Origin of the sequence: Acinetobacter bouvetii (assembly GCF_902753875.1) — a bacterium.
Classification (GTDB): Bacteria; Pseudomonadota; Gammaproteobacteria; order Pseudomonadales; family Moraxellaceae; genus Acinetobacter; species Acinetobacter bouvetii_A.
Window position 1 is genome coordinate 12,293 of the sequence record NZ_CADDTS010000015.1, and the last position, 21,947, is coordinate 34,239.

Annotated in this window: 17 protein-coding genes and 1 pseudogene; 9 read left to right on the forward strand and 9 right to left on the reverse strand. The window is 41.5% G+C overall.

Annotated features, from left to right (window positions below; genetic code table 11):
• Positions 1-130: 130 nt before the first annotated feature.
• A pseudogene (locus FB6_RS04220) lies at positions 131-2,330 on the forward strand (TonB-dependent receptor family protein).
• A 116-nt stretch (positions 2,331-2,446) separates the two neighbouring features.
• On the opposite strand, the gene proB reads toward FB6_RS04220, so the two are convergent.
• The 3 genes from proB to FB6_RS04235 form a co-directional block, all read right to left on the reverse strand.
• Positions 2,447-3,580, reverse strand: coding sequence for a glutamate 5-kinase (gene proB / locus FB6_RS04225; protein ID WP_174558799.1), 1,134 nt, complete (start codon positions 3,578-3,580; stop codon positions 2,447-2,449).
• Positions 3,581-3,609: 29 nt separating this feature from the next.
• Complete coding sequence (gene cgtA / locus FB6_RS04230; RefSeq protein ID WP_174558800.1) at positions 3,610-4,824, reverse strand: Obg family GTPase CgtA; 1,215 nt, start codon at positions 4,822-4,824, stop codon at positions 3,610-3,612.
• A gap of 192 nt (positions 4,825-5,016) precedes the next feature.
• A complete protein-coding gene (locus tag FB6_RS04235; protein ID WP_174558801.1) occupies positions 5,017-5,391 on the reverse strand; it encodes a winged helix-turn-helix transcriptional regulator in 375 nt (124 codons plus the stop codon).
• Between the two features lie 116 nt (positions 5,392-5,507).
• Here FB6_RS04235 and FB6_RS04240 point away from each other — a divergent pair, with 116 nt between their 5' ends.
• The gene (locus FB6_RS04240) at positions 5,508-6,365 is read left to right on the forward strand and encodes an SDR family oxidoreductase (RefSeq protein WP_174558802.1); all 858 of its coding nucleotides are present in this window, start codon (positions 5,508-5,510) and stop codon (positions 6,363-6,365) included.
• Between the two features lie 553 nt (positions 6,366-6,918).
• Here FB6_RS04240 and FB6_RS04245 read toward each other — a convergent pair.
• From FB6_RS04245 to uvrB, 4 genes are all read right to left on the reverse strand, one after another.
• On the reverse strand, positions 6,919-8,376 hold the full coding sequence (locus FB6_RS04245; RefSeq protein WP_174558803.1) for a glyceraldehyde-3-phosphate dehydrogenase: 1,458 nt from the start codon (positions 8,374-8,376) through the stop codon (positions 6,919-6,921).
• 262 nt (positions 8,377-8,638) lie between these two features.
• A complete protein-coding gene (gene rarD, locus FB6_RS04250; protein ID WP_174558804.1) occupies positions 8,639-9,577 on the reverse strand; it encodes an EamA family transporter RarD in 939 nt (312 codons plus the stop codon).
• Positions 9,578-9,726: 149 nt separating this feature from the next.
• Entirely contained in the window at positions 9,727-10,314 is a 588-nt protein-coding gene (locus tag FB6_RS04255; protein WP_174558805.1) for a lipocalin family protein, read from the reverse strand.
• 119 nt (positions 10,315-10,433) lie between these two features.
• Positions 10,434-12,458, reverse strand: a complete 2,025-nt coding sequence (uvrB, locus tag FB6_RS04260) for an excinuclease ABC subunit UvrB (RefSeq protein ID WP_174558806.1) — start codon at positions 12,456-12,458, stop codon at positions 10,434-10,436.
• A 182-nt stretch (positions 12,459-12,640) separates the two neighbouring features.
• On the opposite strand from uvrB, the gene FB6_RS04265 reads away from it, so the two are divergent.
• Positions 12,641-13,429: an A1S_2505 family phage non-structural protein gene (locus FB6_RS04265; RefSeq protein ID WP_174558858.1), complete on the forward strand. Its 789-nt coding sequence runs from the start codon at positions 12,641-12,643 to the stop codon at positions 13,427-13,429.
• A gap of 174 nt (positions 13,430-13,603) precedes the next feature.
• Positions 13,604-15,049 (forward strand): sensor domain-containing diguanylate cyclase, encoded by a 1,446-nt coding sequence (locus tag FB6_RS04270; RefSeq protein WP_174558807.1) that lies wholly within the window; start codon positions 13,604-13,606, stop codon positions 15,047-15,049.
• Positions 15,050-15,123: 74 nt separating this feature from the next.
• Here FB6_RS04270 and FB6_RS04275 read toward each other — a convergent pair whose 3' ends face one another.
• The gene (locus FB6_RS04275) at positions 15,124-15,303 is read right to left on the reverse strand and encodes a hypothetical protein (RefSeq protein WP_174558808.1); all 180 of its coding nucleotides are present in this window, start codon (positions 15,301-15,303) and stop codon (positions 15,124-15,126) included.
• A gap of 422 nt (positions 15,304-15,725) precedes the next feature.
• Here FB6_RS04275 and FB6_RS04280 point away from each other — a divergent pair, with 422 nt between their 5' ends.
• From FB6_RS04280 to FB6_RS04295, 5 genes are all read left to right on the forward strand, one after another.
• Positions 15,726-16,799 carry an OmpW/AlkL family protein gene (locus tag FB6_RS04280; protein WP_174558809.1) on the forward strand — a complete coding sequence of 358 codons (1,074 nt, stop codon included), beginning with the start codon at positions 15,726-15,728 and terminating at the stop codon, positions 16,797-16,799.
• 156 nt (positions 16,800-16,955) lie between these two features.
• Complete coding sequence (locus tag FB6_RS04285) at positions 16,956-18,170, forward strand: MFS transporter (protein WP_174558810.1); 1,215 nt, start codon at positions 16,956-16,958, stop codon at positions 18,168-18,170.
• The gene (locus FB6_RS16640) at positions 18,163-18,297 is read left to right on the forward strand and encodes a hypothetical protein (RefSeq protein ID WP_302476188.1); all 135 of its coding nucleotides are present in this window, start codon (positions 18,163-18,165) and stop codon (positions 18,295-18,297) included. Before FB6_RS04285 ends, FB6_RS16640 begins: the two co-directional genes overlap by 8 nt.
• A gap of 336 nt (positions 18,298-18,633) precedes the next feature.
• Positions 18,634-19,860 (forward strand): chromate efflux transporter, encoded by a 1,227-nt coding sequence (chrA, locus tag FB6_RS04290; RefSeq protein WP_174558811.1) that lies wholly within the window; start codon positions 18,634-18,636, stop codon positions 19,858-19,860.
• Positions 19,861-20,034: 174 nt separating this feature from the next.
• Positions 20,035-20,364, forward strand: coding sequence for a four-helix bundle copper-binding protein (locus FB6_RS04295; protein ID WP_174558812.1), 330 nt, complete (start codon positions 20,035-20,037; stop codon positions 20,362-20,364).
• Positions 20,365-20,479: 115 nt separating this feature from the next.
• On the opposite strand, the gene sthA is transcribed toward FB6_RS04295, so the two are convergent.
• Positions 20,480-21,895: a Si-specific NAD(P)(+) transhydrogenase gene (sthA, locus tag FB6_RS04300; protein WP_174558813.1), complete on the reverse strand. Its 1,416-nt coding sequence runs from the start codon at positions 21,893-21,895 to the stop codon at positions 20,480-20,482.
• Positions 21,896-21,947: the final 52 nt, after the last annotated feature.

The following is a 21,947-nucleotide window of genomic DNA, read 5'->3' on the forward strand; positions in this document are numbered from 1 at the left end:
ATACGTCATTATTCAATTATTTTCACAATTAAAAGTTCGAAACCAATAGCAATAAATGATAATAATTATTATTTATAATTTACAAATAAAGGCATAACATACGCAAAATTTCCAACCTTGCTATCCACTCATGAAGCAAACTACCCCCTCCAAAGTTGTTCCTCAACATTTTCCAACAAGTTATTTAAGTTGTTCAATTAAATTTGCACTGGGCTGCATTATTAGTAGTGCTGCTATTGCCCATGCAAATGAACCCGAACAAGCAGTGAAAGTCCTCGATACTCTGAAGATTGAAGCTCAAGGCAACTGGCTTGAAAATGCCAATGCTGAAAAAGTTCAGCAACATGCCGGTGCACCTAGCATTGTCGATCGCAAGCGTTTAGATGAAACAGCATCAACTTCGATTAAAGATGCTTTACGGCAGGTTCCAGGTGTTCAGGTTCAAGAAAGTAATGGTACAGGCGGTAGTGATGTTTCACTCAATATGGGGGTTCGTGGTTTAACTTCACGACTTTCTCCACGTTCAACAGTATTGATGGATGGCGTGCCGCTTTCATTTGCACCCTATGGCCAACCACAACTTTCACTTGCTCCGGTTTCTTTAGGCAATATTGAATCGGTTGATGTAGTTCGTGGTGCGGGTTCGGTACGCTTTGGACCGCAAAACGTGGGTGGAATTATTAATTTTGCGACCCGTGCCATTCCAAAAGAGTTTTCAGGTACTGTGGGTTTAACCTCTGAATATGCAAGCGCTACAGATCAGACGAAACTCAGTCCAAACATTTGTCGGTGGAACGCTGGATAATGGTTTAGGTGTATCCCTGTTCTATTCAGGAACCAAAGGCAATGGGTATCGTGAAGCCAATAACAAGACTGATATTGATGATGTAATGTTGAAAACAGCCTATCAAATCACTGATGCTGATAGTGTTGCTCTTAATCTTCACCACTATGAAGGCTTTGGAGAAATGGCTGAAGGCTTGACAACAGCAGCCTATGCAGAAAATCCATATCAATCGAACAACCCGCGCAATTATTTCAACGGCCGTCGTTCTGATGTTTCTGTACGCTATAATCATAAAGATGATGTGAATAATTTTGAATTACTCAGTTATTACATCGATTCATTCCGTACCAGCAATCTGGAATCCGCACCAGCAACCGGTATGAAACGCTTAGATACCTCGCCACGTGATTATCAGGTCTTTGCTATTGAACCACGCTATTCACGCACATATAGTCTGGGCAACATCCAAAATGAAGTGACTGTTGGCTACCGCTATATGGATGAACAAAGTTCTGAATTTGCCGGTCGTACTAAAAACTATGCCGTGAATGCTCAACCTGGCGAATTTATTGCACGTACCAGCAGTGAAGGTGGCACCAAAGCCCATGCTTTTTATGTAGACAACCGTTTTGAAATTGGCAAATGGAATATCACACCAGGTGTACGCTTTGAATCGATTGATACACATAATAGCTTCAGTGCCTACAACAATGGTGTACTGCAAAATACCGTTAGCCCTTCGATTAAATCTGAAGAGTTCTTACCTAACTTGGCTGTCATGTATAAGGCTACGGACAATTGGAATATTTTTGCCAATGCCGGGGTTTCTTTTGGCCCACAACAATATAATCAGTTGGCAACAACCAGTGGAACGACTGCGGTTTCTACCCTTGATGGTTTGCATCCAGAAAAATCCAATAACTATGAAATTGGTACTAAATATTTAGGTAATGGCCTCAATGCTGAATTAACAGCTTTCTATTTAGACTTTGAAAAAAAGTTAATTTTAGAGCGTGATGCACAAAACAATGGTATTTGGACAGACTTAGGGGCAACCAGTCATAAAGGTGTAGAACTTGGTCTTGCTTATGATTTCAGCTACTTAACAGATGCCCTTGAAGGACTTAAGATTTACAGCAATTATACTTTCACTAAAGCTGTTGCTGAAGCGGGTGACTTTAAAGATAAAGATCTTCCCTTCTATTCACGCCATACGGCAAATGTAGGCTTAGGCTATAAAGTAAATCAATGGAGCATCAATGCCGATATGTTTGCTCAGTCTAAACAACATTCACCGGGCTCTACTAGTGTCTATCAAACTGAAGAATCTGCTGATGGTAAATTAGGTGATATTCCTGGTTACTCCACATTTGCCGTTCGTACAGCTTATGATTTTGGTGAACAGTTGAACGGTTTAAAAGTGGCTGCGGGTATCAAGAATGTCTTTGATAAACAATACTTCACCCGCTCATCTGATGCGACTGGCGGTAAATATGTAGGTCAACCTCGCACGTTCTTCCTGCAAACATCTTTTGATTTCTAAGCAATTTTAGGGAATGTTGAGATTCGCTTCATACATGATCAACTCATCCCAATCAAAAATTTTTGTTGCATAAAAAATCCCGCTCTAAAGCGGGATTTTTCCAATAAATTACAAAATTAGTAAATCGCCATATGGTTGCGGTGAATCATTTCCAGTGAACGCGCTTCACCCAAGACTTGATGTACTTTGTCCGAAGCCAGACCTTTGACAATTTCAGCTGAACGTGAACTGAAGTTAACACGTCCGACCGCAACGCGATGCCCTTCTTTGTCTACGCACTCAACCACATCACCACGATCAAAATGACCTTCCACCGCTTTTACACCTACCGGCAATAAACTGCGATGGTTTTCTTTGATCGCTTTTACCGCACCATCATCCAAGACTAAACGACCAGCAGTTTGCAGATGGGCAGCCAGCCATTGCTGATGGGCAGTAATACGGTCATTGTCGGTAATAAACAAGGTACCCAGTAATTCACCAGACATCAGACGCGCCAGCACATGATCACTTTCACCACTGGCAATTAAAGTTGGACAGCCAGATTTTGCCGCCAAACGAGCAGCACGTACTTTGGTCAGCATACCGCCACGACCAAATTTACCGCCACCACCGGCCATATCAAACAGGCTTTCATCCAATGCACGAACGGTGTGGAACAGTTTGGCATCCGGATTAGAACGCGGGTCAGAATCAAACATGCCTTGCTGATCGGTCAAAATAATCAGCAAGTCGGCATGTACCTGACCAGCCACCATTGCGGCCAAGGTATCATTATCACCAAAGCGGATTTCATCGGTAGATACGGTGTCATTTTCATTGATCACCGGAATCACACGCCATTCAATCAGGTTCTGCAAGGCATCACATGAATTGAGATAGCGACGACGGTCTGCCAGATCATCATGGGTTAACAATACCTGAGCGGTTTGTATGCGGTGACTTTCCAATACACTCGACCAGGTCTGAATCAGCCCCATCTGACCAATGGCAGCACAGGCCTGAAGACTGGGTAGATCGGTGGGTCGATGCTCAAGTTTCATTCGCACCATACCTTCAGCCACAGCACCGGAAGACACCAGAATAATCTCGTGTCCTGCATTGTGTAGATCTGCAATCTGTTTCGCCCAATGCGAGATTGCATCTAAATCTAAACCTGTTCCGTTTGCTGTGAGTAAAGATGATCCGATCTTAACAACGATTCGTTTACAACCCTTGAGCTGACGTTGCCCATCTACCACTTCTATCATCTTGTCCTCAGTTACTCATATTTCAGAGTTTAACGTACGTAGTACACTTCCATTTCGCCATCATCACCGTCATCATCTTCATCATCGTCGCCCAATAGACCGGCAAGACGTTGTTGACGACGCATTTCACGATACGCTTCTTTCGCTGCAATGGTTTGTTCACGTGTTTCAGCTTCAAGCTGGTCACGGAACGCTTTCACTTGTGCTGCATATTCAGGATCTTCAGCTTCGAGCTCACGTTGTTTCTCGATTTCATCCATCAGGTAATACACAACATCTTTAGTCCCTTCAGACATTAGGCCTGAAGTTTTAAATACGGGGCCTTCCCACTGCATTTCCTCAAGAAGATGGTTACACCATTCTTCACGGGTATCTTCGGCAAGTTGGTCTACCTTATTCAGCACCAGTACCACAGGCAATTTTGCCAAAGTTGGTGAGAATTTTTTCAGCTCATTCAAAATGGCTTTAGCATTGCTCGCTGGATCTGAACCATCAATCGGTTGAACGTCAACAATGTGCAACAAAATACGGGTACGTGCCAAATGTTTCAAGAAACGAATACCCAGACCCGCACCTTCAGATGCACCTTCAATCAGTCCTGGAATATCCGCCATCACAAATGAGCGATGACTATCGGCATCAACCACACCCAGGTTTGGCACCATGGTGGTAAATGGATAATCTGCAACTTTTGGTTTTGCAGCAGAAACTGCACGAATAAAGGTCGATTTACCCGCGTTAGGCATACCTAACAAGCCAACATCCGCCAATACTTTAAGTTCTAAACGTATTTCACGGTATTCACCTTTGGCACCGTGGGTACATTTACGTGGTGAACGGTTGGTAGAAGATTTAAAGTGGGTATTACCCAAACCACCATCACCACCGGCTGCAACCAATACACGCTGACCATCAGCAACCAAGTCACCGATAATATCGCCAGACTCTGTATCTACAATGGTTGTTCCAACTGGAACCAATAATACGGTGTCTTCACCGCCACGGCCGGCACAGTTTGCACCGCGACCATTTTTTGCACGTTCTGCACGGAATTTACGTGTATAACGATAATCTACAAGGGTGCTGGTATCGTCGTCAGCCTGAATATAAATGCTGCCGCCACGACCACCATCACCACCATCTGGACCGCCAAATGGTACGAACTTTTCACGGCGAAAACTGGCTACGCCATTGCCACCGTCGCCAGCCTCTACGGTAATGACTGCTTCATCAACAAAGCGCATAATGCCAATCCTCTAAAAACTTTAAAACCGCCTATTCTGCCATATTTTAAAGCATTTCTCGAATAGATTTATTCAGTCAGCACATAAATTTCATTCAGCAAAATGGATCTGATACAGTCTATGGATTTTATGACAATCATTTTAGGCCTTTATTGAATAAAAAACGTACTTAAATCCAATCAAATAAAATCCTTACTTATGCAGCTTTTCTTTATTTTCAACAATTTCAGGCAAACTTTTTTCAATCCATCCAATCAGGTAATTCATTTTTTCTGCAGCTTGAGAACCCAGTATCGTCAACTGATATTCCACTTTTGGTGGTACGACCGGATAGACCGTACGCAGGATAAAGCCATCCTGTTCCAGCATTTTCAGGGTTTGCGATAACATCTTTTCACTCACCCCTTCAATGCGCTGTTTCAGCTCACTAAAACGATGTACGCCATCACTCAGACAACGTAATATCAGCACCGACCACTTATTGGTCAGATGCTCCAGAATTTCACGTGATGGGCACTCCGTGGATAAAACTTGACCTAATAATTTGCTGGTGGCATAGGTATTCATCAATTCTCTCCAAACCGTAATTTACTTACTTTTTAGTACGTACTTTCATTTAGTAAGTTTTGAAAATAAGATAATAACATATCGATTAAAAAACACACAACAGAAATGGTGAAAATATGAAAATTGCAATTACAGGCGCTACCGGTCAGCTAGGTCAACTGGTGATAGAAAAGTTACTTAAAGAAACTACAGCCGAAAATATTGTGGCTCTGGTTCGAAACTCAGGCAAAGCAGAAGATTTAAAAAATCAGGGTATCGAAGTACGTCATTTTGATTATGACGCGCCAGAATCTTTAACTCCGGCATTACACGGCATTGATAAACTGCTCCTTATTTCGGCCAATGAAATCGGCCGTCGCACCCCACAACACAAAGCAGTCATTGATGCTGCAAAACAGGCGGGCGTGCCCTATATTGCCTATACCAGCTTACTTCGTGCAGATACGTCCCCTCTTGGCCTTGCACAGGAACATCGCGAAACAGAAGCCCTCATTCAGGCCAGTGGCTTGAAATACACCTTTTTACGCAACAACTGGTATAGCGAAAACTACCTTGCAGGGATCGCTCACACGGTTGAAACGGGAACACTTTTAGGGGCTGCTCAAGAGGGTAAAATCAGCTCCGCCTCACGTCAGGACTATGCTGAAGCCGCTGCCAAAGTTTTAAGTTCCGAAGGTCATGATCATAAAATCTATGAACTTGCCGGCTCGGAAAGTTTTACGCTCTCGGATTTAGCAGGATTTATCAGTCAAGCAGCGAATAAAGAGATCAGTTACCACGACCTCAGCGCGGAAGAATATACCCAAGGCTTAATCCAAGCAGGCTTACCCGCTGGTCTAGTTGATGTCATTGTCGATGCTGATATTCAGGCTGCTCAAGGTGCCATGTTTAGCGAAAGCAAAGATTTGGAAAATTTGATTGGACATCAAAGCACCCGTATTCAAGATACAGTCAAAGCACTGTTGCATAAATAAGCCCTGACCGATTTACCAGATGAGTTAACTCATCTTGATAAAAATCCGATGTTTGATTTTTTAAAGACAAGACTTGTTTTATAAATCATTTTTCAATGGCTATACGATGCTTGTAAGGCTAAATAAAAAAATAGATTTGAGCAGGTATTAAATTCATGAGTGTGGCATGGATGCCACACGTTTCCCATCCCTTGCGCTATATTTTAAAGCAATGCTTTAAATTGGCTCAGGATGTCGTGTATGGGAAACAAAAGGTTTTTCTTGCGGACTTAAAATATATTTTAAGATCCTCATTTTGACCTTTCAAAAGTAGCCGTATTGCCTACACGAAGGTATCAAAAATAGAATCCATCTAATGAGGCAGTGCTGATTTTAAAAAATTTAATCTTAAACATTTTTTGACTTATAAAAGATTTCTATAGATAGAAATGAAATGATCTTGCATATATACAGAACAAATCCCCCAATTTTTCCCTCATAACTTTTTTCAACAGCATATTAAAAACAAAAAAAGAGCCTCAATTGAGGCTCTTTTTCAATTCTACTTTACAAATTATGCATTTGTTTCAGCAGGAATTTTTGGATAGCTTACGCCGCCCATTTGTTCAGCGATACGTAATACCTGACAGCTATAACCCACTTCGTTATCATACCAAACGTAGCAAGTTAAACGGTTGCCTGAAGTGATTGTTGCTTGCGCATCAAATACACCTGCAGTACGCGAACCGATGAAGTCAGAAGATACCACTTCAGTTGAGTTGGTATAACCAATTTGACCTTGAAGGTTAGAGTTGATTGAGATTTGACGGATGTATTCGTTCACTTCTTCACGATCAACTTCTTTCTCAAGTGTCAAGTTCAGAATAGCCAATGAAACATTTGGAGTTGGAACACGTACCGAGTTACCAGTCAATTTACCTTTAAGTGCTGGAAGTGCTTTAGCAACCGCTTTAGCAGCACCAGTTTCAGTAATCACCATGTTCAATGTTGCAGCACGGCCACGACGGTCCGCTTTATGGTAGTTGTCAATCAAGTTTTGGTCATTTGTGAACGAGTGAACTGTTTCAACGTGACCATTCAACACTTTGTATTTGTCTTCTAACACTTTAAGTGTTGGAGTGATGGCGTTAGTGGTACAGCTTGCAGCAGAGATAATAGTATCTTCATCAAGAATGTCAGCCTGGTTCACACCGTATACAACGTTCTTCATGTCACCTTTACCAGGTGCAGTCAAGATTACACGTGCAGCGCCTGGGCATTGAAGGTGCTGAGCAAGACCTTCTGCATCACGCCATTTACCCGTGTTATCAATCACAAGAGCATTGTTGATGCCATAAGCAGTGTAGTCTACTTCTGATGGATTAGAAGCATAAATCACTTTGATGAAGTTACCATTTGCAATGATTGCTTCGTTTTCTTCATCTACAGAAATCGTACCAGCGAACGGACCATGGATTGAGTCACGGCGCAATAAAGAAGCACGTTTTTCCAGATCACCATCAGATGATTTGCGAACAACGATCGCTTTCAAGCTTAAACCACGACCAAGACCAGATTGACCAATGATTAAACGTGCAAGGATACGACCGATACGACCGAAACCGTAAAGTACAACGTCTTTGCTTTCTACAGCAGTGGCATTGCCTTCTAAAGATTTAACAGCATCAGCAACGAATGCATCTACATCGCCGCCTTTTTCTTTATATTCAACAGCAAGTTTACCCAAATCGATTTCAGCAGAACCGATGTTTTCAACTTTTGCCAAAGCTTCAAGAATTGGGAAAGTATGAACAACAGAAAGTTCAACGTCCATTACGCGTGTACGACGGTGAGCTTTTAGAATCTGGATCACTGAACGGTTAACTAAAGAACGACCAAATACTGAAGTTACAATATTTTTTTCACGATATAACTGACCCAGTAAGGCAATCATACGTTCCGCGATTTCTTCACGGTTTTTCCAGCGACCTTGGTGCTCTGCATGTAGGGCAATGATAGTGTCTTTGCTCACAGATACGTCCTCTAATTAATTGTATATCTAGGCATAAATTTCAAAACCCGACAATTGTAAAGGAATTATCAGCAACTTTGAATCAAAAGCTGAATTTCCAATGAGCTTTTTACTGTATATTCACTATAAATTTACAAAATAGTTGTAATTATTTTTATGATTTTCCTGTTAAAACGCCAAAAACTAAATTTTCTACCGAAAAGAATATTTTTTATGTAAATGTTGTTTTATCAAACAAAGCTATATCTACAATCTCAAAGCCTTATTCAGGCTTATTGCAACGATCTTGATAATTTTCGATATTTTGGTGCAAAGTCTGCTGTTTACGCTTTTGCTGAATAAGATGAAGAGCGCCTTCAATCACCAACAACAACACGGCAATCCAGATCGGAATATAGGTCAGCCATTCCCCTGCCTCGACGCGTTCGCCTAAAACAATCGACGCAAATGCCAAAAGCACCGGTTCTAAATAACTCAGTAACCCAAAGATCACAAAGGGTAAATATCGACTGGCCAAAATATAACTGCCCAGTCCAAGCGCACTCAAAAAACCCAGACCAATCACGGCCAGAATCAGATGCGGAAAATGAGCCATTAAGCCCAAACTATCACTATGAATAAATCCTAGATAGAAAGCTACTGGCAATATGAGAAATAAATCCCACCAAAAACCACCTAAATGATCCGTTTTAAAGATACGGCGTAAAAAGAAATATAGAGGATAAGCTAATGCGACATACATGGTTTCCCATGCAATACTACCAATCCTCCACAGTTCATGCCCTACGCCTAAAATTGCTAAGACCACGGCTGCGAGCTGCCATTTCGACAGTTTTTCTTTATAGAGTACACAGCCGACCAACACCATCACCAAAGGTAATAAAAAATACCCCAGTGAGACTTCCAGGCCACGACCATTGATGGGTCCCCACAAAAATAACCAGAGCTGCGTAGTACAAAGCAATGAACTAAAAATCAACCACAGCAAAAAAGCGGGCTGCTTCAAAATTCGTTTAAAAATCTGGGCAATATGTTGCAAATCACCAGACCACCACATAAACAGTGTTAAAAAAGGCAATGTTGCCAACATACGCCAAGCAAAAGTCTGCTCACTGTCCAAAGGTTTCAGGAATTGAGTATAAAAATACAACACACCAAAAGTCACCGATGCCAATACCGACAAAGCCACGCCTTTATACATCGTTTACCTCTAGGGTCTGTTTCACTTTAATCACTCACTTAGCATGATCCATAATAATGGATAATTCACTTTTCATCGAATAACTATATTAGCAAATAAAAAACCATGCCTAAGCATGGTTTTGAACATTTGTTAAAATAATGAAACTGTTATTTCGTGGTCTGTTTAGTGCGAATCACATCACTTAAGTCATAGCCCACTGATTTTGCATATTCCAGATACTCATTAATGACTGTTTGTTCAGGATGCGGTGTGCGTGACAATACCCACAGGTATTTACGACGTGGCTCGCCAATCAATACTGTTTGATAGTCTTCATCCAATTTCAATACCCAGTAATCTCCACGCCCTACCGGTAACCACCGTACCGCTTCAGGTAAAAAACTCACTTTTAACTTACTGTTAAAAGGTTCATTTTGTACAAAGGCCTCACCTATAGACTGAGTTAACTTCCCATCTTGAGTGTAGCAACGATTATCTACAGCAATATTGCCGTTCTCGTTCAGCGTATAAGTTGCACTCACATCTCGAGCGCACTTATTTTGAAAGTACATTGGTTTACGAGCCACTTCATACCAGACCCCCAGGTATTTATCCAGCTCGACCTTTTCTACCGTTGCTAAAGGCTTAGCCTGAGCATAGGCCATGGTCGCGACACCCAAACCAATTAATACAGCTCCACCAATCGCAATTTTCGCCAGTTTATAGCTGGCTTTGGGAAGATTATTCGTTGTCATACAGATACCTTTCCAGTCCAAATTTTAGTTTTTAAAAAGTATATACTTTTAGAAAATAACGATTCCTACTTTAAGTTACTGTAGCGTTATGTACTGATTTTGCAATAAAAATCATCCAACTAGCTAAGCATTTGTGCCTTCAGACGCACAATCTCATCACGCAGTCTGGCCGCTTGTTCAAACTGCAATTCTTTCGATGCCTTGAGCATTTCCTTTTCCAGTTTTGACAAATGTTTGGCCAGCAATTTAGGATCTGCCAAGATATGACGTTCATCTGCACTTAGTGCACGCGCCTGATCTGAGATTTTTTCATCAATCTGATCATCGGTCAGCACTTCACCGGTATCAATATCCTGAGTGTTCTGCCGCTTGGTACTACGTGGTGTAATGCCATGCAGGGTATTAAATTCGATCTGCTTGTTACGGCGACGCTCTGTTTCATCCATCGCTTTCTGCATGGAATCGGTAATGCGGTCTGCATATAAAATGGCCTTACCTTTTACATTACGCGCAGCACGGCCAATGGTCTGAATCAGGGATCGTTCAGAACGCAAGAAGCCTTCCTTGTCTGCATCCAGAATGGCTACTAGCGATACTTCCGGCATATCCAGACCTTCTCGCAGCAGGTTAATACCGACCAGCACATCATGCACACCGCTACGCAGTTCATGAATAATCTTGGTTCGTTCCACCGTGTCGATATCTGAATGTAAATAAGCCACTTTGACCCCGTATTCTTTTAAATATGAGGTTAAATCTTCGGCCATACGCTTGGTCAACGTGGTCACCAGAACCCGCTCATCCAGTTCCTTGCGGATATTGATCTCAGACAACACGTCATCGACCTGAGTCAGTACCGGGCGAATTTCAATTTCAGGATCGACCAGTCCGGTTGGACGAACCACCTGCTCGGCAATCTGCTCCGATTTTTCCAGTTCGTATTTTGCCGGCGTTGCACTGACATAAATCGTTGACGGGACAATGCGCTCCCATTCCTCAAACTGCATCGGACGGTTATCCAAGGCACTGGGTAAACGGAAACCATAATTCACCAGATTTTCTTTGCGCGAACGGTCGCCCTTATACATGGCACCAATTTGCGGAACCGTAACATGCGATTCATCAATAATCAGCAAGGCGTCATCGGGAATATAATCAAATAATGTCGGTGGTGCTTCACCGGCTGGACGGCCAGACAAATGTCGTGAATAGTTTTCGATACCATTGGTATAGCCCAACTGCTGCATCATTTCCAGATCATAGCGGGTACGCTGTTCAATGCGCTGTGCTTCCAGCAGTTTATCATTCGCGCGAAAGAAACCCAGACGCTCTTTCAGTTCTTCACGAATAGTACCAATCGCACGCTGTAAATTATCTTTCGGGGTGACATAGTGGCTTTTAGGATAAATAGTCACTCGCGGAACTTTACGCACCATTTTCCCAGTTAGAGGATCAAACCAGCGAATCGAATCCACTTCATCATCAAACAGTTCAATCCGAATGGCATCCTGATCCGATTCAGCCGGAAAAATATCAATAATTTCACCACGGATACGGTAAGTACCACGCAAGAATTCCAGTTCATTGCGGGTATATTGCATTTCCACCAGACGGCGAATAATGTCATCGCGGCTGATCCGGTCACCCTGTACTATATGCAACAACATGCTCATATAGGCATTCGGATCACCCAAACCGTAAATGGCAGAAACCGAAGCGACAATAATCGCATCGCGGCGTTCTAATAATGAACGGGTTGCTGAAAGACGCATCTGGTCAATATGATCATTAATCGCAGAATCTTTTTCAATGAACGTATCGGAAGAAGGCACATAAGCTTCTGGCTGATAATAGTCATAATAGCTGACGAAGTATTCCACCGCATTATTCGGGAAAAATGACTTAAACTCGCCATACAACTGCGCAGCCAAGGTTTTGTTATGTGCCATGACAATGGTCGGACGCTGCAACTGCGAAATCACATTGGCCATGGTATAGGTTTTACCTGAACCGGTGACCCCCAATAATAATTGGTCGTGATAGCCTTTTTGAACACCTTTGACTAATTTTTCAATGGCTTGTGGCTGATCACCCGCAGGTTGATAGCTGGTCACTAAATCAAAAGGTTGATGACTATCCGACATATTATTCAGCTTCTATACAAAAATGCAGTTTGAATAATATGAGGGCTCAGGGCTAACATTCAATATAAAGATTCCTTTATTTAGCCTTCTCATCCAAATAAGAAAAATCCAACATTTTTGTCTTGACCGCATTCACATTCAATAGCAACATGAAACAAAGTATCCTGATCACAATAAAGCCTATGACTTACCATTACCATGACGAAAGCATTGTCAAAAATTTACCGGAAGATACCGTTTTTGTTTTTGGCAGCAACATGGCAGGCAACCATGCAGGTGGCGCTGCACGTACCGCACTGCAACACTTTGGTGCTGTGCAAGGCGTAGGTCGTGGCTGGGCAGGTCAAAGCTATGCCATTCCCACCATGAATGAACATTTGCAACAAATGCCCTTGTCGCAAATTCAGCACTATGTTGATGATTTTAAGATTTATACCAAAAATCATCCGAAAATGACCTATTTCATTACTTCAGTTGGCTGCGGGATTGCCGGTTATAAAACCGAAGAAATTGCGCCAATGTTTAAGGGCATTTCTCATAATGTCATTTTCCCCAGCTCATTCCGCCCTTTTGTCGAAAGAGCTTTACCCAAACTGACCCGGCATTTTTTAAGAACCGTATTTACCGATGAAGTCATTTTCTCTACTCATGATGAGGAAGTCATTACTCAACTGGATTTATCAGAAAATGAGAAAAGTGCAGCGCGAATTATCCTAAATACCCAAATGTATCCAACGGACAGTAATGGTCGGGATCGAAATTTCGAAATTTCAGACATTTTGCATGTGTTAAACGGTAAAATTTTTGACTGGCAAGACCATTCAGAAGATTCACTCATGTTTGGTAGCGTAATTTTGGCCTTACTGGAACTGTACAATATCAATGAAAAAGACTTTATAGATGTCTGGCAAGGTGAACGGGAAATTTCTGCACCAAAACCGGAAAATAAAGCTCGCAGACAAAGCCGGTAATTTCTATCTTCTATATCAAAGCCAATTCACGAATTGGCTTTTTCAAAATCAACAAATCTGTGACATATTTCTCAAAAATAAATCATAACATTTTCTTTATCACGTTATTTTAAAATCATTTTTTTATCCTTATACTGCAGACTTAAAAGTTAAAAAAAATGATGAGCTGCTTGAATGGATATGTTGGATTCCCCCTTTTTTGAACTGTCTCCTATTGCCATGTGGCTAGAAGACTATAGTGAAGTCAAAAAACAGTTTGATGTCTGGCGTCAACAAGGTATTCAAGATCTGCTTAGTTTTTTACAACAAGATGAATCCCGTATTCTTGAATGTGCACGTAAAATTAAACTACTCAAAGTTAACGCTAAAACCCTTGAGCTTTTCCAAGCTCAAGATTTTGCACATTTGTCGCAAAATCTGGATTTAGTTTTTAAAGAAGACATGAGTAAAACCCATATCACGGAACTGGTCGCACTGTGGAATGGTGAAATGCATTTTTCTAATGCAGCCATTAACTACACACTGACCGGCCAACGGCTAGATATCCAGCTCAAAGGTCAAGTATTACCGCAACATGAACATGATTTATCATTACTATTAATTACGACAGAAGATATCACCTCTTATACTGAAGCCCGTCGTCTTGAAGAGCAAAGCCGTCATCTTGCAGAGGCACGTTTTACTTATTCCCCGACTTCACTTTGGGTAGAAGATTTCAGTCGGATTAAGACTAAGTTAGATCAGTTACGTAAACTGGGCATTGAAGATTTCACAACTTTTCTGGATGTTCATCCTGAATTTGTCAACGAATGCGCCAAAGAGATCATCATCATCGATGTCAATCAAGCAACACTCGATTTATTTGGTGCTCCGTCGAAAGAAGTATTATTCAAAAATATTCATAAAGTCTTTGCCGAGGAAATGCTGCAAACTTTTCGCGAGCAGCTGATTGAACTCTGGAATGGTCTCCTTCACCATCAACGTGAAGCAGTCAATTACGCCATTGATGGCAGCATTCGCCACGTCTTATTACAATTTACCGTATTTCCCGATTATCTGGATGACTGGAGTATTGTTCAGGTTGCATTGACAGATATTACGGCACGTAAAAAAGCTGAACATTATCTTGAATATTTAGGCAAGCATGATGTACTAACCAAACTATGCAACCGTTCTTTTTACATGGCTGAACTGAATCGTTTGGAACGCAATATACTACGCCCTGTATCCTGCATATTTATGGATTTAAATGGTTTAAAAGAACTAAATGACAGTTTGGGACATGATGCGGGTGACAGTGTATTACGTCGTATGGGTAATATTCTCAACCAACTGATTCAACATACCCCCTATTCAGCATCCCGTATCGGTGGCGACGAATTTGTAATTCTTTTACCGGGAGCAGATGAAGCTGCCCTGCAAAACTGTTTGCAAAGTTTGCAAGAATTATTACTGGTGGATAATCAATTCTATTCCAATCAACCAATCAGTCTTTCGATTGGCTATGCCACTAACCATACAGATGAACGTATGGAGGAAATGCTGAAACGCGCCGATTTAGACATGTATCGCCAGAAAAAGAATTATTATCTAGATAAAGACAGAAGACAAAATTCATGACCCAACCTTAACAAATTTTGTCAGCTCATAGACGACAAAAGCCATGGTTTAACCATGGCTTTTTATCACAAAAATCAACGTTTTCCCATTGATCGGCGTGTACCGCGTGGTGGCATCCAGGTACGATCAGCATAGCGCTGTGGTTTAGGGCGTAAATCTTCTATTACTTCATCGGAAGAGTTTGCATCTACCTTTTTAATCGGGAACGGTAAATTAACCAAGGGTTTTTTCTTGGATGTATTTTGGGTGCTCATGTAATTCACTCAAGGATTTCTGCAACATATTGTACGGAAAAATTTCCCTAAGTGCGAGATTCGATTTTAGATCGATCAGACTGACTCTTTTCTTTTCGACTCACTGCAATGTCCAACACAATGTCATTACATGCTATTCCACACATATTAAGCAATACAGCCATTTTCAAATACATTAAAAATACATAAATATTGCTATTATTCATTTTAATTTAAAGTGCTTATTGTTTTACCAAATGATCAAAAAACAGAGTTATAACAAATTATTTTTCTCTATGTTATTGAAACAATAAAACTAAATTTTTACATGAACACAACCAGATTTATATTTTTTATTAACAGAATGATTTTTCCACGAACTTATAATAAGAAAAGTGAAAGAAAAAAAATTGATAAACGCGAAAATGGACATGGAGTCCCTAATGAAAAAAACTTTACTATGTATGATGTCGTCCCTTGCTGCCCTACCTGCTATCAGCCATGCCGACTCTCCTTACTTCAGTTTACAAGATGGTGATGGCTTTAAACGCTTTTCAGTTTCGATGGGAGTATTACATGTAATGCCCCAAGGTAAAGCTCAACCTTTCCACGTCAATACGGCAATTAATGAAGGATACGAAGCAAAGGTCGGAACAATTTCTACGCAAGCTGTTATTGATAACCGTAGTGGAAATAACAAGAATCTAGCCAATACTTTAGTGGATATTTTAAATAAAATTGACAAGAACGGTAGCCTACCGTCATTCATGAGTGGTACTGCAAAAATTTATGGCTTAGAAAGTTGGGACAATCCAGGTACTGGCCTGGAAGCAGATGATGTCACGACCTTAGGCCTAATGAGCAATTACTTTTTTACCGATAACGTTTCCTTTGAAATGAAGGCAGGGATCCCGCCTAAAGTTGATTTGCAAGGAAAAGGAAAAATCTATGCACCATTTTCTGCAATATCAAGTCCTTTAGCATCCAGCTTGATTGGTAAAATTGACTTACAAAATGACATGCTTATTACCGATTTAGAAGCCTATGGTCCTGCAGCGACTGCACGTGCCTGGACCCCTGCCTTTGAATTCCAATACCACTTTGGTAAAACCGGGGTTAACAAGTTTCGCCCCTATGTCGGCTTAGGGGTCATGTATGCTTATTTTAATGAACTGGAAATTAACCCACGTACAGAACAAGACTTGATTTCAGCAGGTCATATGATTGCCAATATCAAAGATAATAAGGCTGGTGCCGCTTTAGATGGTACGAAAAGTTCCGCAAATCCGAAAGTTGAACTGGATGCAACCGATGCAATTGCACCTATAGCTACCGTAGGTTTTACTTATGACATTAATGATCGCTGGTTTGCCGTTGGCTCACTTTCCTATGCCCATATGAAAAATGAAACTACGATTACCGTCACAGATGCCACTCACGGCGAATTAATTCGCTCTAAAGCCGATATTGAAATTAATCCTTTATTGGCCTATGCCGGTGTAGGTATTCGCTTCTAAATTTTCAAACATCAAAAAGACGGCTTTATGTCGTCTTTTTTTTCATTTGAAAATTTTGCATAACTTAATTTTATCGTTTGTTTAAGTTTTATTTAATCGCTTAGCCGTGCAGAATCTACTAACATAGCGTCATCGCCAACCATACATGGATCAAATATGTCAGACACCCGCTTTTCCAAACCTCTGATTTACATGTTAATTGGGAGCGCCATCATTTTGGCTTTGTCATTGGGTGTACGGCATGCATTTGGCTTATATCTGGTTCCCATGAGTGATGAATTTGGCTGGGGACATAATGTTTTCAGCCTAGCAATTGCCATGCAAAACCTGATTTGGGGTGCAGTACAGCCGGTGACTGGTGCGTTTGCCGATAAATATGGCAGTAAAATTGTTGTCGCTGTAGGTGGTGCTTTATATACACTGGGATTACTGCTCATGGCCGTGAGTTCCAGCGGCTGGATGCTGAATTTAAGTGTGGGTTTAATTCTAGGACTGGCACTGTCCGCCACTTCTTTTCCCGTGCTACTGTCTGCGGTAGGACGTGCCGCCCATCCTGAAAAACGCAGTCTGGCGATGGGTATTGCCAGTGCAGCAGGCTCTTTTGGGCAGTTTATTATGTTGCCTTCGACCCTGCTCTTGTTACAAAGTATGGGCTGGTCGGCAGCGCTAGTGGTGAGTGCCATTTTGATTGCTTTAATCATTCCACTGGCCTGGACCCTTAAAGCACCTGCTTATACACCTCTAAATTCATCTATCAGCGCTAACATGCCAGCATTAAGCATGAAAGAAATTCTGCTGATTGCCAAAAATCACAAACCGTTCTGGTTCCTGTCTCTGGGTTTCTTTGTCTGCGGCTTTCAGGTGGTCTTTATTGGCATTCACTTACCCGGCTATCTGATTGATCATGGCTTTGATGCTACCACGGGCACCGTATTTCTGGCCTTGGTTGGACTGTTCAATATTGTAGGAACTTATACTGCAGGCTGGCTCGGTGGAAAATATTCCAAGCCTTATCTGCTGATGGGCTTATACGGCTTGCGCGGTATAGCCATTATTGCCTTTTTATTGCTTCCACTGAGCACATGGACAATTTACGCTTTTGGCATCATTATGGGTTTACTGTGGTTATCTACGGTTCCCCTTACCAATGGCATCGTGGCCAATATGTTTGGGATAAAATATCTGTCCATGCTCAGTGGCATCGTGTTTTTTACCCATCAGGTCGGCTCGTTCTTTGGTGGATGGTTGGGTGGCGTGAATCATGACATGACCGGCAACTACAATATGGTCTGGGTAATTTCGATCTTACTGAGTTTACTGGGGATAGTGGTTCATTTCTTTGTTAATGAGGAGCATGTTGTTCATGACTGATTCTATGCTTGGACTCAAAATCTCGATTGCAGCAGCGATTGGCCTGTTATTGGTCATCGCTATTGTACTTTGGATCAAAACCCCGCAACTGTTTGAGTATTTCAATCAGGCTTTCTGTCCACATTAATGCTTAAAAAAAAGCACTTTAAATAGCCTGCTTTTGCCTTTTATATTGAAACTCTAATCAGGTCTGTTACTAATTCATCTATGATTGCAACCATGAGTATTTCGAGATCATCAGCTTAGCCTGCATTCAGTAAAACGCGAGAGCCTTGTAAACACTCAACCATTTAAAATCCATAAAAAATGATGATGCATGTAGTGTCATCTCATTGACAATTAAAAGCATTAATCTTTGCCATTGAATGTATACTCGATTCAATGGCTTTTAAGCAGTTGGCCTTTTTAAATACTTCACACCAAAAAATAATTAACTTCTAACCTATTGATTATTATCATTGTTATGACATCTTTATCTTATTTCAAGCTGTTTCAAATTTTCTTTAAACTGGGCTGTACCTCATTTGGTGGCCCGGCAGCTCATCTGGTGTTTTTTTATCAGCGTTTTGTGCAACAGCTTAAATATTTAGATGAACAGCAATATGCCCATCTGTTGGCCTTGGCGCAAATTTTACCGGGCCCGACCAGCAGCCAAATGGGGATCGCTATCGGCTATCAGCTAAAAGGTTATCGTGGTGCACTGCTGGCATGGCTCGGTTTTACCTTGCCTTCCGTCCTGCTTATGAGTCTGGCTGCCATTATTGGGCTTAAGCTGACTGACTATTTGTCTACCCATTTTTTTCATGTGATTCAACTGATTGTGTTTAGCGTGGTGGTCTGGGCCTTTTGGCAAATGTTGCGTAGTTTTTGTAAAGACCAATGGCAATATATATTAATGCTGCTATCTGGCTTATTTATCTATGTGGTACCACTCAGCATCAATCAGGTTTTAGTAATTTTTTTTGGTGCTATAGCCGGACTGATTTATCTGCACTATTTTCCGCAAAAAAGCACCTTCAAACCTGTTGCTCGCATATCAAGAACATCCCAAAAATCCTTTGCCTATATCTGGTTGATTTTATTTGCCTTGCCATTTTTGCTTGTTCCAGCATTACAGCAATTTTTCCCTAATATATGGCTAGACAGTTTTGCAGGCTTTTACCGCACTGCCTCTCTAGTCTTTGGTGGCGGGCATATTATTTTGCCATTTTTACAGCAGGACTTTGTCGCTTCAGGTTTAGTCTCTCAGCAGCATTTTGATCTAGGTTATGCGATTGCCCAACTGATGCCCGGCCCTTTATTCAGTTTTGCCAGCTACATCGGCGCTTTATTGCCTTTAAGTTCATCCACCAGCTTCAATGCTGCTTTTGCGACGGTGGTGATTTTTTTGCCTTCTTTTTTACTGATCTTTGGCGCTCTACCCTACTGGTCGTGTTTAATGCAACTGCCACGTTTATTTCATGCTTTGGCTGGCATTAATGCGGCTGTGGTGGGCTTGTTATTATGTCTGGTGGTGCAGATGGGACAGAAATATGTACTGTCTGGCTTAGATGTGGTTTTTATTATTGCCGTCATTTTCTGCCTTAAAAGCAAAATTCCCGTCTGGCTAACTTTAATCAGCAGTTTCTTTAGCTTTTATGGTCTTTTATGGCTATTGAATCATTATTCCATTTTTACATTCAGCCCATGAAATCCAGTGATCTAATAACGACATATTTGAACTTGTATGCTTTATATGTGTAGCATTCACTTACTGAAAGCGGACACTTGTTACCTTAAATCACTCAATCTTGCTATTGTCTTGTTCTATTTCTAATTAGTCTATTTAAATCACCATTTTAAACCTTATGATCAGGTAAATAGCATGAACATACTCAGTTTTCCAGATTGCGTTCATCTGTGTATGACCTGTTCTTTAACCTGTACCAGCTGTGCATCTGCCTGTCTGAATGAAAATGATATAGAAATGATGCGCGAATGTATTAATCGTTGTCTGGACTGTGCTGATATGTGTCAATTGTGTGCCCGCTCGGAACAAAGACCTTCTGCATTCATACAGGAAATCTGTCAGCTATGCGCACAAATGTGCGATTACTGCGCCAAAGAATGCAGTAAACATGAAGCTGAACATTGCCAGCAATGCGCTGAAACCTGCCGTCAATGTGCAGCAGAATGCCGAAAAATGGCTGCCTAGCTTCAATGCTCCACAAAATTCCAAGTTCCACATATGCAAAATATTATTTTGCAGGCACATATAAAAAAACCCGCAAGCATGCACTCACGGGTTTTTAGCCTCAATGAGACAACACTTAGAACAGACGGTTCATACCATTCAATGTTGCAACACGATAAGCTTCCGCCATGGTCGGATAGTTAAAGGTAGTTTCTACAAAATACTTAATGGTGTTATTTGGACTATTCATTACGGCTTGACCAATGTGAATAATCTCAGCAGCGTTATTACCAAAGCAATGAACCCCTAAAACTTCCAGCGTGTCACGGTGGAACAGAATCTTCAATTCACCAACCGTATCACCAGTAATTTGCGCACGAGCCAAATGACGGAAAGATGCCTGACCCACTTCATAAGGAATTTTTTCTTCAGTCAGTTGCTGTTCAGTCTTACCAATTGATGAAATTTCCGGAATGGTATAAATACCTGTTGGAATATCCGTCACTGGTGCAACGTCTTTCTCCCCGCTCATGTTTGCACCTGCACAACGACCTTGGTCATAAGCAGCAGAAGCCAGCGATGGCCAGCCAATCACGTCACCCGCAGCGAAAATATTATCCACTTCAGTCTGGTACTTGTCGTTGACCGTCAACTGACCGCGGCTGTTGGGTTTGATCCCTACATTTTCCAGACCTAAACCATCGGTATTCCCTGAACGGCCGTTACACCACAAAATGGCGTCAGCTTTAATTTTCTTACCGCTTTGCAGATGCAAGACTACGTGATCATCAAAAGTTTCCAGATGTTCAATTTGTTCATTGTGACGAATCAACACACCCTGTTCACGCAAGTGATAAGACAGCGCATCTGAAATTTCATCGTCCAGATAGCTGAGCAATTTAGGCTGGGTATTAATCAAATCTACTTTATGATCCAAACCAATAAAGATGGATGCATATTCACAACCAATGACCCCTGCACCATAAATGATGATTTTCTTGATCGAGAAATCCAGATCCAGAATCTTGTCTGAATCAAATACACGTGGATGGTTAAAATCAAGCACAGAAGGACGATACGGACGTGAACCTGTCGCAATCACCAACTGTTTGAAACTTAAAGTTTCAGTAATGCCGTCCGGACTGAACACCAAGATGGTATTTGGATCTTGAATATAAGCACGGCCATGATAGATATCAATTTTGTTGCGGTCATAAAAGCGCGAGTGGGTATCGACTTGCAGCTGAATGACTTTGTGTGCATTGCGCAGCACCTGTTTCATGGTGAACTGTTTCCATTCACCCACTTTTTGAAACATCGGATCACGTTGGTAACGTAAGATACTTGATACAGTTTGACGTAATGCTTTACTTGGAATAGTACCTACGTGTGTACAGTTACCACCTAACTGATCACGCATATCCACAATTGCAACACGCTTGCCAGATTTAGCAAGTTTCATTGCCGCGCCTTCACCCGCAGGGCCTGAACCGAGAACTACCGCATCGTATTTAACGAAAGTTCCACTAATGACCTCTTTTTTACGTGGCATTCAACGCTCCTATCTTCAATATTGGTCTATCTTGGCTATATTATGACGCAAA

Coding starts and splice junctions, on each gene's coding strand:
- proB (WP_174558799.1), bottom strand. CDS start 3,580: ATGATAGAAGTGGTAGATGGGCAACGTCAGCTCAAGGGTTGTAAACGA.
- cgtA (WP_174558800.1), bottom strand. CDS start 4,824: ATGCGCTTTGTTGATGAAGCAGTCATTACCGTAGAGGCTGGCGACGGT.
- FB6_RS04235 (WP_174558801.1), bottom strand. CDS start 5,391: ATGAATACCTATGCCACCAGCAAATTATTAGGTCAAGTTTTATCCACG.
- FB6_RS04240 (WP_174558802.1), top strand. CDS start 5,508: ATGAAAATTGCAATTACAGGCGCTACCGGTCAGCTAGGTCAACTGGTG.
- rarD (WP_174558804.1), bottom strand. CDS start 9,577: ATGTATAAAGGCGTGGCTTTGTCGGTATTGGCATCGGTGACTTTTGGT.
- FB6_RS04255 (WP_174558805.1), bottom strand. CDS start 10,314: ATGACAACGAATAATCTTCCCAAAGCCAGCTATAAACTGGCGAAAATT.
- uvrB (WP_174558806.1), bottom strand. CDS start 12,458: ATGTCGGATAGTCATCAACCTTTTGATTTAGTGACCAGCTATCAACCT.
- FB6_RS04265 (WP_174558858.1), top strand. CDS start 12,641: ATGACTTACCATTACCATGACGAAAGCATTGTCAAAAATTTACCGGAA.
- FB6_RS04270 (WP_174558807.1), top strand. CDS start 13,604: ATGGATATGTTGGATTCCCCCTTTTTTGAACTGTCTCCTATTGCCATG.
- FB6_RS04275 (WP_174558808.1), bottom strand. CDS start 15,303: ATGAGCACCCAAAATACATCCAAGAAAAAACCCTTGGTTAATTTACCG.
- FB6_RS04280 (WP_174558809.1), top strand. CDS start 15,726: ATGAAAAAAACTTTACTATGTATGATGTCGTCCCTTGCTGCCCTACCT.
- FB6_RS04285 (WP_174558810.1), top strand. CDS start 16,956: ATGTCAGACACCCGCTTTTCCAAACCTCTGATTTACATGTTAATTGGG.
- FB6_RS16640 (WP_302476188.1), top strand. CDS start 18,163: ATGACTGATTCTATGCTTGGACTCAAAATCTCGATTGCAGCAGCGATT.
- chrA (WP_174558811.1), top strand. CDS start 18,634: ATGACATCTTTATCTTATTTCAAGCTGTTTCAAATTTTCTTTAAACTG.
- FB6_RS04295 (WP_174558812.1), top strand. CDS start 20,035: ATGAACATACTCAGTTTTCCAGATTGCGTTCATCTGTGTATGACCTGT.
- sthA (WP_174558813.1), bottom strand. CDS start 21,895: ATGCCACGTAAAAAAGAGGTCATTAGTGGAACTTTCGTTAAATACGAT.